Annotated in this window: 10 protein-coding genes; 7 read left to right on the forward strand and 3 right to left on the reverse strand. The window is 38.0% G+C overall.

Going from position 1 to position 10,082, the window contains the following annotated elements; genetic code table 11:
* The first annotated feature begins 175 nt into the window (after positions 1–175).
* The 6 genes from P20311_RS14720 to P20311_RS14740 all read left to right on the forward strand — a co-directional run bounded on the left by P20311_RS14720 (position 176) and on the right by P20311_RS14740 (position 7,668).
* Positions 176–1,075, forward strand: a complete 900-nt coding sequence (locus P20311_RS14720) for a cation transporter (RefSeq protein WP_008114323.1) — start codon at positions 176–178, stop codon at positions 1,073–1,075.
* Positions 1,076–1,175: 100 nt separating this feature from the next.
* Complete coding sequence (locus P20311_RS14725) at positions 1,176–1,712, forward strand: class I SAM-dependent methyltransferase (RefSeq protein WP_008114324.1); 537 nt, start codon at positions 1,176–1,178, stop codon at positions 1,710–1,712.
* A 558-nt stretch (positions 1,713–2,270) separates the two neighbouring features.
* Positions 2,271–3,245 (forward strand): TolC family protein, encoded by a 975-nt coding sequence (locus P20311_RS14730; protein ID WP_008114326.1) that lies wholly within the window; start codon positions 2,271–2,273, stop codon positions 3,243–3,245.
* Positions 3,200–3,562, forward strand: coding sequence for a TolC family protein (locus P20311_RS19350; protein ID WP_008114327.1), 363 nt, complete (start codon positions 3,200–3,202; stop codon positions 3,560–3,562). The genes P20311_RS14730 and P20311_RS19350 overlap by 46 nt, the downstream gene beginning before the upstream one ends.
* A gap of 70 nt (positions 3,563–3,632) precedes the next feature.
* On the forward strand, positions 3,633–4,529 hold the full coding sequence (locus P20311_RS14735) for an efflux RND transporter periplasmic adaptor subunit (protein WP_008114330.1): 897 nt from the start codon (positions 3,633–3,635) through the stop codon (positions 4,527–4,529).
* 10 nt (positions 4,530–4,539) lie between these two features.
* Positions 4,540–7,668 carry an efflux RND transporter permease subunit gene (locus P20311_RS14740; protein ID WP_008114332.1) on the forward strand — a complete coding sequence of 1,043 codons (3,129 nt, stop codon included), beginning with the start codon at positions 4,540–4,542 and terminating at the stop codon, positions 7,666–7,668.
* A 72-nt stretch (positions 7,669–7,740) separates the two neighbouring features.
* Here the strand turns inward: P20311_RS14740 and P20311_RS14745 are convergent, their stop codons facing one another.
* The gene (locus P20311_RS14745; RefSeq protein WP_008114333.1) at positions 7,741–8,628 is read right to left on the reverse strand and encodes a cation diffusion facilitator family transporter; all 888 of its coding nucleotides are present in this window, start codon (positions 8,626–8,628) and stop codon (positions 7,741–7,743) included.
* Positions 8,615–9,346, reverse strand: a complete 732-nt coding sequence (locus P20311_RS14750) for a transglutaminase family protein (protein ID WP_036985254.1) — start codon at positions 9,344–9,346, stop codon at positions 8,615–8,617. Before P20311_RS14750 ends, P20311_RS14745 begins: the two co-directional genes overlap by 14 nt.
* 77 nt (positions 9,347–9,423) lie before the next feature.
* Between P20311_RS14750 and cadR the strand changes: the two genes are divergently transcribed.
* Positions 9,424–9,813 carry a Cd(II)/Pb(II)-responsive transcriptional regulator gene (gene cadR / locus P20311_RS14755; RefSeq protein WP_036985255.1) on the forward strand — a complete coding sequence of 130 codons (390 nt, stop codon included), beginning with the start codon at positions 9,424–9,426 and terminating at the stop codon, positions 9,811–9,813.
* Between the two features lie 64 nt (positions 9,814–9,877).
* Here cadR and P20311_RS19070 read toward each other — a convergent pair.
* Positions 9,878–10,082: hypothetical protein (locus P20311_RS19070; RefSeq protein WP_036985256.1), on the reverse strand; the 205-nt coding region annotated here is incomplete at its 5' end.

Consider the following 10,082-nt stretch of genomic DNA (forward strand, 5'->3'; position numbering starts at 1 on the left):
AAGGTTCAAAGTTATCACCAGTTAAATATAGTATTTAAAATACTAGCAGAAACTATTTACTTAAACTAGCATTTCCAGTCAGTTTCTACTCTTTTCACATTAAATGATTTTTCATTTGACTCTATAGCCACTATAGAATTTATACTTATTTTAATATCGTTACGGAATGTTAAATATGTCAGAAAAATGTAGTGGTCAGTGTCAATCATCTTCTACCAATGAAGACGTAAAAATTGATGCGCAATTAGATAACTATAGTGGCGGGTTTGTCAGTACATATAAAGTGCCTCAAATGGACTGTCCTTCAGAAGAAAGGTTGATTAGGTTAGCACTTGACTCAATTGAGCCTTCAGTTGGGTTGCAATTTGATATTCCTAGTCGTTTAGTCAAGGTTTTTCATGATGAAAATTTAGATGAGATAACAAAAAAATTACAACAACTCAATCTCGGTGCAGAGTTGGCATCAACTAAAGAAAGTTGCAGCACCGAAGCTGCAAAAGCAAAAGATCTAGCCCAAAAAAATGAGATGAAAGAAGCATCAACGCTAAAATGGTTGTTAGCCATTAATGGAGTCATGTTTTTTATAGAAGTAATTGCTGGGATTATTGCGCAATCTGCTGGCCTTATTGCCGACTCATTAGATATGTTTGCTGATGCTGCTGTTTATGGTTTAGCTATATATGCTGTCGGTAAAAGCATAAGCATGAAACTTAGAGCGGCACATATATCTGGTGTACTTCAAATTATTCTAGCGCTAGGTGCTTTGAGTGAAGTCGTAAGACGCTTTATTTACGGTAGTGAACCTATCTCTTCTTTAATGATGATATTTGGTGGAATAGCACTAATCGCTAACATTGCTTGTCTGTTTTTAATATTTGGTAACAAAGAAGACGGCGCTCATATGAAAGCGAGTTGGATTTTTTCCGCAAATGACGTAATCGCAAACGTAGGTGTAATCTTAGCTGGCTTATTAGTTACAGTAACTAGCAGCCGTTATCCAGATTTAGTGATTGGTTTGATAATTGCTCTTGTCGTTTTAAACGGTGCTCGCCGCATCTTACAGCTAAAGTATTAGCTGAAATCAATCATGACCATTTATTTAAATTTCAAAACCATTATTGACACCTGTATAGCTAGTTTAAGTCTGGCTCAAACGGCTAAAGGTAATTGAACTTATGAAAAACAATACCTATATTCCACCACTACGATTTCATTGGTTAACGAGTTTTTATGACAGCCTCGTTGCTATCACCACGAGAGAAGCATTTTTTAAAAAGCTGATTGTTGATAAAGTTGCCAACGTCAAAGGAAACAACCTACTTGATGTTGGTTGTGGAACAGGAACGCTCACAAAATTAATAGCTGAAAAATCACCTAAACATACCGTAATAGGCTTAGATGCAGACCAAACCGCTCTAGATATTTCACAGAAAAAAGTTATAGGCAAAGATCTAAATATTTCTTTTAGACATGGCTTTGGGCAAAAAATGCCTTTTGATGAAAACTCTTTTGACATCGTAGTTTCAAGTTTGTTTTTTCACCACTTAAACAGTTCAGCTAAGCTCGCTACATTAACTGAAATTCGTCGGGTACTGAAACCGGACGGTACTTTAATAATTGCAGACTGGGGAAAGCCTACTTCAATATTTCAACGGATATTGTTCTTTGTCGTTCAGGTATTAGATGGTTTCGAAACTACAAAAGATATGTAGATGGAGTTATTCCCTCTTTGGTGGTTGAATCAGGGTTTACTCATGTTTCAGATTTAAACATAGTCCCAACGCCTTTGGGAACTATCAGACTGATTGAAGCGAACTAGATAGCAATGAACCTAATGCACCCATCATATTTCAAACCATATATATCATACGTGATAATGCTTTTAATCGCGGTGCAGTCTGTGTTTTTTTCGCTAGAAGAGCTTGAAATAAACTTGATAGAAAGTTCTTTTAACACATCACTAACTGAGTCAACTACCCCACTAAAAGCTTCAGAAACCTCCAATATGTTTGAGGTGAATAATAGCAACTCTTCAATTGAAAATTGTAATTTTTGTTGCTGCTGTCACTTATTTTTAAATGCAGATTCTTCTTGTAACATTTTCCAAGCAACAGATCACTTCCTTACCTACTCCTTAGTTTCTCCTGAGCTAAAAGGCTATATCTCGGTGCCATTCCGCCCACCTAAATACGCCTAAATTTTATAGAAAATTAAGAAAGGTCATATGTTAATGACCTAAATATCACATATAAATTTATAGGAAAGTATATATGGCACTTAATACCTGTGTGCATCGCAAGATAGAAATTTTGAGGTGTGTAACACCTCGGCTCAAATATATCGCGTTTCTCGCTTTGTCACTTTTTACATTTAATGTTTATGCCTTTGAAAAGCAGTTAAATCTTCAAGAGGCAATACAGCGAACGCTTAAACAAAATCCTGAACTCAAAATATTTGATTTCAAACAAACCGCATTAATAGGACGAGAACAAACAGCAAGTTTAAATCCCGCTTATGAACTAGAACTTGAAGCCGAGAACTTTGCAGGCTCAGCTGAATTCTCTGCATTCGAAAGCGCAGAATTAACTGTCGCTCTATCTTCGGTTATTGAAATGGGAGATAAACGCTCAGCGCGAATTGGGCTTGTTTCAAACTCAAGAGCATTGCTCACTGCTGAAAAAGAGGTAGCAGCACTAAACTTGATGGCTCAAGTCACTGAAAAGTACGTGGAAGTACTTGCAGCCCAACAAAGAGTTATATTGGCAGATAATGCTCTGAAGTTAGCACAAGAAACGTTAGAGATTGTATCTCAGCGTAACCGCGCAGGTGCAACTCCTGAGGCTGAAGTAAAACGCTCAAAAGCAGTTATTGCTCAGGCAAATTTAACTGTTCAATCGGAACAAAAGCGCTTGGAATATTTAAAACTTTCTTTAGCGGCTTTCTGGGGAGAAAACTCTGTAACTTTCTCTGAAGTAAAAGGTGATCTTTTTCAGTTTGGCAATGATAGTGACTTCAACAGCCTTTTTGCGAAGTTAGAAAAAAATCCAGCGATTCAAATCTATGCAAGTGAACAGCGACTAAAAGAGGCCGAAATACAGTTAGCTAAAACGGAGTCAACTGCCAATATCAAATGGTCTGTTGGTGTTAGCGCTCTCAAGAAGCTAATGATACGGCACTGGTCGCTGGTTTTAGCTTACCTTTGTTTGCTGAAAAGCGAAATTCTGGCGCAATCGCTAGTGCCTTAGCAGAGCGTGATCAAGTTGCTATAGAGAAAGAAGCGACTAAGTTAAGATTTAGAAATCACTTACTGCGAGCATACTCCAATAGAAAACAAGCCATACTAACGGCAAATTCATTAAAGCAGTCAGTTATTCCAATGCTTGAAGATGCACTGGAAGATACTCAAGACGCCTATCAAAAAGGTAGATATGGCTACCTTGATTATGTATCGGCTAGACAAGAGTTGTTAAATGCTCGGCGAACCCTTATTGACGCGGCATCTGCTGCCCTGATTTACGGCGCAGAGATAGAAAAACTAACAAACGAAGCGCTGTCACTCTAAATAAACATCACTTTAAGATTAATAACAATTTATTGATTCAGTTATTAACTGAATCGTTTAGGAATTAAAAATGAAAAACTATTTACTCGCACTATTGATTTTTATCGGGCATTTATCACCCATTCAAAGTGCTTTCGCTAGTGAAGATGAACATGAAGGCGAAGAAGGCATTAGCAAAATTAACAATAACATGGCAAAAAGAGTTGGTGTTGAAACAGCCTATTTAGCTTCAAAAACGTTGAACCAAACTATCCCTGTATACGGCGCTACGACGATAGGCGCTGAACAATTATTTCAAGTTGGCGCTAGATATAATGGCGTTATAAAGACAATAAACTCCACTGTTGGTGATAAGGTAAAAAAAGGCGATCTATTAGCCGTTATTGAATCTAACGAAAGCTTAAATACCTATAAGATAATTTCCCCTGTTTCTGGGACTGTTTTACAGAGAAATGGAAATATTGGCGGTATCACACAAAACACCAGCTTGTTTGAAATCGTCAATTTTGACACGTTGTGGGCCGAATTTAAGGTTTTTACTAGCCAGTATAATCAAATCAGAGTCGGTCAGTCTGTTGATATTGAGCATGGTGAACAAGCATTCAACTCAACCATCACCAATATAATTCCAGCTATAGATCAGTCATATGTTTTAGCACGTGTACGTTTAAATAACACTGAGCTAAACCTAACCTCAGGCCAATTATTAATGGGTAGCGTAAAGATAAACCGATTTGAGGTGGATTTAGCCGTCGAGAAAGTTGCCATACAAGAACTGGGAGGACAATTTGGTGTCTTTGTAAAAGAAGATGAAGAGTATGAGTTTGCACCACTTGTCCTCGGTCGTTCAGACAAAAACTATATCGAGGTCATTGATGGCCTCAGTAAAGACGCTGAATATGTAAACAAAAACAGTTATCTGATTAAAGCAGATATATTGAAATCTGAAGTAGAAGACGACGATTAGGAGACGCAATATGATTGAATCAATTTTGCGTCTTGCAATAAATAGGCGCTACTTAGTATTAAGCTTGCTGATGGTAATCATCGGCGTTGGTATGTGGAGTTATCAAAAACTTCCCATTGATGCAGTTCCAGATATAACAAACGTACAGGTACAAATAAATACTTCTGCTCCCGGTTATTCACCTTTAGAAGCAGAGCAAAGGGTAACCTTTCCTGTAGAAACCGCGTTAGCTGGACTACCAAAACTGTCTCACACCCGTTCCCTGTCAAGATATGGTTTATCCCAAGTAACCGTTATTTTTGAAGAGGGAACAGATATTTATTTCGCACGCAACTTAATCAATGCCAGACTAGCTGCGATAAAAGGCGTTATTCCCTCTGGCTTAGAGCCAGAAATGGGTCCTATTTCTACAGGGCTTGGCGAAATATTTATGTATACAGTGCAAGCTTCTCCTGACGCTAAAATGTCTAATGGAGAACCTTATACCGCTATTGCCCTGAGGGAAATTCAAGACTGGATCATTAAACCGCAATTGGCTCAGGTTAAAGGCGTCATTGAGGTCAACAGCATCGGCGGCTACAACAAGCAATATCACATCACGCCGAAACCTGAAAAATTACTTTTTCATCGTGTAAGCTTTGAAGAAATATCTGATGCATTGCGTAAAAACAATGATAACCGTGGCGCTGGCTATATTGAGCAAAACGGACAGCAAGTGTTAGTACGCTCCATTGGGCAACTAGCGACAATGGATGAAATCCTCAATGTCATCATCAAAAAGAACGATGGTATTCCTGTAAAAATAAGTGATGTTGCCAATGTTGCTATAGGAAAAGAACTTAGAACAGGGGCTGCTACTCGTAATGGCATTGAGACAGTGCTTGGTACAACCATGATGCTGATTGGTGAGAATTCTCGTACCGTTGCCTTAGATGTAGAACAGAAACTCAGTGAAATACAAAAATCTCTTCCAAAAGGCATTATCGCAGAGCCTGTTTATGATAGAACAACGTTAGTAGATAAAGCGATTGCAACCGTTACCAAAAACCTCGTTGAAGGTGCGCTATTAGTTATCGTTGTACTTTTCTTGTTGCTTGGAAATTTACGCGCCGCATTAATAACAGCCGCCGTAATACCACTATCAATGTTAATGACAATTACAGGTATGGTACAAGCAGGAGTATCTGCTAACTTAATGAGCCTTGGTGCATTGGACTTTGGTTTGATAGTGGACGGGGCTGTCATCATCGTTGAAAACTCTGTTCGTCGGTTATCTGAGGCGCAACACAACGGTCATAGGCAAGACCTAAGGGAACGACTAAATACTGTTTTTGAAGCCACTTCAGAAGTCATACGTCCAAGCCTGTTTGGTGTAGCCATTATCACAGTGGTATACATACCCATTTTCACCCTAACTGGTGTTGAAGGGAAAATGTTCCATCCTATGGCGGCAACTGTCGTAATGGCGTTAATATCAGCCATGATCCTTTCAGTTACACTGGTTCCTGCTGCTGTTGCGATATTTATGAAAGGTATAATCAGCGAAAAAGAAAGTGTTGTTATTCGTTCAACCAAGTATATCTATAAACCATTGCTAATTATGGCAATGAAATTTCGTTGGATTATTGTTTCATTTGCAACGCTGTTAATGGGGTATAGCCTTTGGTTAGCAACTACGCTTGGGACAGAATTTGTTCCACAATTAAATGAAGGTGATATTGCACTACAGGCGTTAAGAATTCCTTCGACTGGCCTAGAGCAATCAGTAGAAATGCAAGAAGTACTTGAAAAACGTATTAAAGCATTTCCTGAGGTTGATAAAGTATTTTCGCGCATCGGTACTCCAGAAGTTGCGACTGACCCAATGCCACCGAGTATTGCTGATATCTTTGTTATATTAAAACCACGCAAAGATTGGAATGAACCTTCAAAACCGAAGAGTGAATTAGTTGAAGAAATGGAAGAGGTATTGAAAAACATTCCTGGCAACAACTATGAATTCACTCAACCTATTCAAATGCGTTTCAATGAATTGATTTCAGGTGTTAGAGCAGACGTAGGTATCAAAGTATTTGGCGATGATTTGGATCGGTTATTACTGACCGCAAAAGATATTCTAAATATTGTGAAAACCGTCGATGGTGCAGCAGATGCCCGAATGGAACAAGTCACAGGTGTTCCATCTTTATCGGTAATCCCTAAACGCGAAGCGCTTGGTAGGTATGGTTTGAGTGTTACTGAACTGCAAGACTGGGTTGCCACAGCAATAGGCGGTGAATCTGCGGGGATCATTTATGAAGGTGACAGACGGTTTGAGTTAGTTGTTCGTTTACCAGAGCAAATAAGAACGGATATCGATGGCTTGAAGTATCTGCCGCTTCCACTTGAGAATGGTAACTATGTGCCACTTGAAGAATTTGCAGAGCTTAAATCAGAGTATTTACCTGCTCAAATTAGCCGTGAGAACGGAAAAAGAAGAGTTGTGGTTACCGTCAATGTACGTGGTAGAGATTTAGGCGGTTTTGTCAAAGAAGTGAAAGCTAAAATTAATCAGGAAGGAGAAATCCCAGCAGGATACTGGCTTGATTATGGCGGAACGTTTGAACAACTAGAGTCAGCGAGTAAAAGATTAAGCTTAGTTGTGCCGATCACATTAGTTGTTATCTTAGGTATTTTGGTTATTGCATTTGGTTCATTAAAAGATGCATTGATCATTTTCAGTGGCGTGCCTTTAGCATTAACTGGGGGCGTATTCTCTCTTTATTTAAGAGACATGCCTTTATCTATTTCGGCAGGTGTCGGCTTCATTGCATTGTCAGGTGTTGCCGTATTAAATGGCTTGGTTATGTTGGCTTTTATTCGAGACCTTTGGCATGAAAAAGGCGATCTTTACTTAGCGATCATTGAAGGTGCCATCATTCGTTTAAGACCTATTTTAATGACGGCACTAGTTGCAAGTTTAGGTTTTATTCCAATGGCGCTAAACACTGGAATTGGAGCAGAAGTACAACGACCACTAGCAACAGTTGTTATCGGCGGTATTGTATCTTCTACCATTTTAACTTTGTTTGTATTACCTGTTTTATATCAGTGGGCGCATGGCTCAGAGATTAGTAAACAGCAATCTGACGAAATTTAATGCCCCAAAAGCAGCTTAATTTATGTTTAAGCTGCTTTTATATTTAATCTTTTTTATTTCAACTTTTAAAGTTTAATTCGCATCGTCTCGGCAACTTTCATTTAAAAACTCAAACTCTATCGTCGTATGCGATAAATGATAGGAAGCTAATTTAGTTGCAACTTCTTGTTTAAGTCTAATTAAGTTTTCAACTTCAAAGTTGTCACTTAGCTCAAGATGAGCTGTTAAAACGTGACTTTCACCATCTAGTGACCAAAAGTGCATGTGATGGATACCATTAACTTCTGGAAATTCCATTAATGATTGTTTAATACGTTCTTGGGTCTCTTTTTCTGGTGCCGCTTGAAGAAAAAGTACCAACGTTGATTTCAAGTTTCTAAAAACGTTAAATAAGATAAATAGCGTGAAGCCAATTGATAATAAAGGGTCTAAAATTGGCAGTTCAACAAAAAAAAGTACGACAGAAACAATAAGAACAGCAACCCAGCCAAGTACATCTTCAAGTAGATGCCATGTCAGCACTTTTTCATTTAGTGTTTCACCCGCTTTTAATTTAAATACCGCATATCCGTTAACGACAACACCGAGTATGGCAAGTCCCAGCATCCCCTCAACTACAGGCATTTCAGGATTGGACAACCTCGGTATTGCTTCAAATAAAACCCAAATAGAACCAATAATCAAAACGATACTATTTACCAATGCACCAAAAAGTGTAAGTCGGCGATAACCATAACTGAATTTGTCTGATGCTTCTTTATCTGAAAAACGACTTAAAATCCACGCAAAACCTATTGAAAGACTATCACCAAGATCGTGAACTGCATCAGCCATTATCGCGGTACTGTTGGTTAGCCAACCGCCAATAAATTCAATAATAGTAAATATCACATTAAGAAAAAACGCCCAACCAATGCGGTCGTTTTTTTCATGATGGTGACTGTGACTATGGTTGTGCATTTTGTACCTCCAGTGCTTTTGTATTTCTAATTTTTGATACATTCATATTAATCAAATGACGGATCACGCGTTGATACAACCAACGTTTTACTCCTGATAAATTTGTGCCTTTTTCTAGGTAAAATTCATCAGGGGAATTATAAAGTCCAAAGTCGTCATGGATACCTTCTTTTTGAATATAGGTATCCTCTCCACGCCAATCTGTATCTGGTGATGAAAAGCACTTTGTCGCAACACCATAACCACAAAAATCATCTTTTTCTTGGTTAAACTTCTGCTGTAGTGAGGTTAAGTATTGCCTATCTAATATAAAGCCCTCTAAATTAATCCAGCGCCCATCAAAATAAACTTCTACCCAACTATGGATAATATATTTAGGTGCTAGCCAAAATATATAGCTGGGAATGGCACCTTTTTGTAATTGCTGATCAATGGTAAAACCATGGAAACGACACTGGATACCTAATCCACGCAAGAGTGCCATTAATAGATTACCCTTAGTATTACATTGCCCATAACCATCTGCTAGCACATCGCTTGCTGCAATATCATCGCTTTCATTATAGCCGAAGAGAATCTCATCTTTTACAAACTGATAAGCGGCACCAATTTTGTTGAAATCATCCAAATTTTTCCACCCTCGTTTATTAATAAGAGATTGGATATTCTTGTGTTCAAAATTAACAACATTCGTATTATTTAAATATTTCTCAGCCATTTTATACTCCGGTTAACTTGTATATTATTACTATAAATCCTATAGTAACTATAGAGTCAAGTTTGTTAGGGAATTTTATGAAAATAGGCGAGTTCTCAAAAAAATCAGGTTGTTCAATACAGACAATTAGATATTATGAAAGAGAAGGATTGCTGTTAAATCCAAACCGTTCAGAAGGTAATTTTAGGCTGTATGATAGTAAAGCACTAAAACAATTGGAATTCGTAAAACATTGTCGCAGCCTAGATATATCACTCAATGATATTAAACGTCTTATCGAATTAAAAAATAAGCCAGAAGAAAGCTGCTCTAGCGTTAATGCATTAATTGATCAGCAACTCGCATTAGTGAATAAGCGCATGAAAGAATTAAGAGCGCTTAAAGCAGAGTTACAACAGATGGCAAGTGCTTGTGGTTCAAACAATACTATTGAAGCATGTGGGATCATAAAATCTTTAGATAGTTAATCCTTTTAGGGTTATGCAGGCAGAATATAAATCGTTAACACCTACGACTGTTAATACCACTTTGTTAAGATTTACCAACAGTAATTGCACGCTCCGACATAAAATCATCTGATGCGGCATAAACTGTTCCAAAATATGAATCCCAGCTTTTCCCTTCAAAAGCAGTAATCAAGTCAACTAGTTGATGAAACTCACCTCCAGATTCCGAAAGATGTTGAGCATCCCACAGTTGATCAAGCCGCTTTAACGCAGACGTTAACTCTTCCTGT

This window comes from Pseudoalteromonas sp. BSi20311, assembly GCF_000239875.1.
Classification (GTDB): domain Bacteria; phylum Pseudomonadota; class Gammaproteobacteria; order Enterobacterales; family Alteromonadaceae; genus Pseudoalteromonas.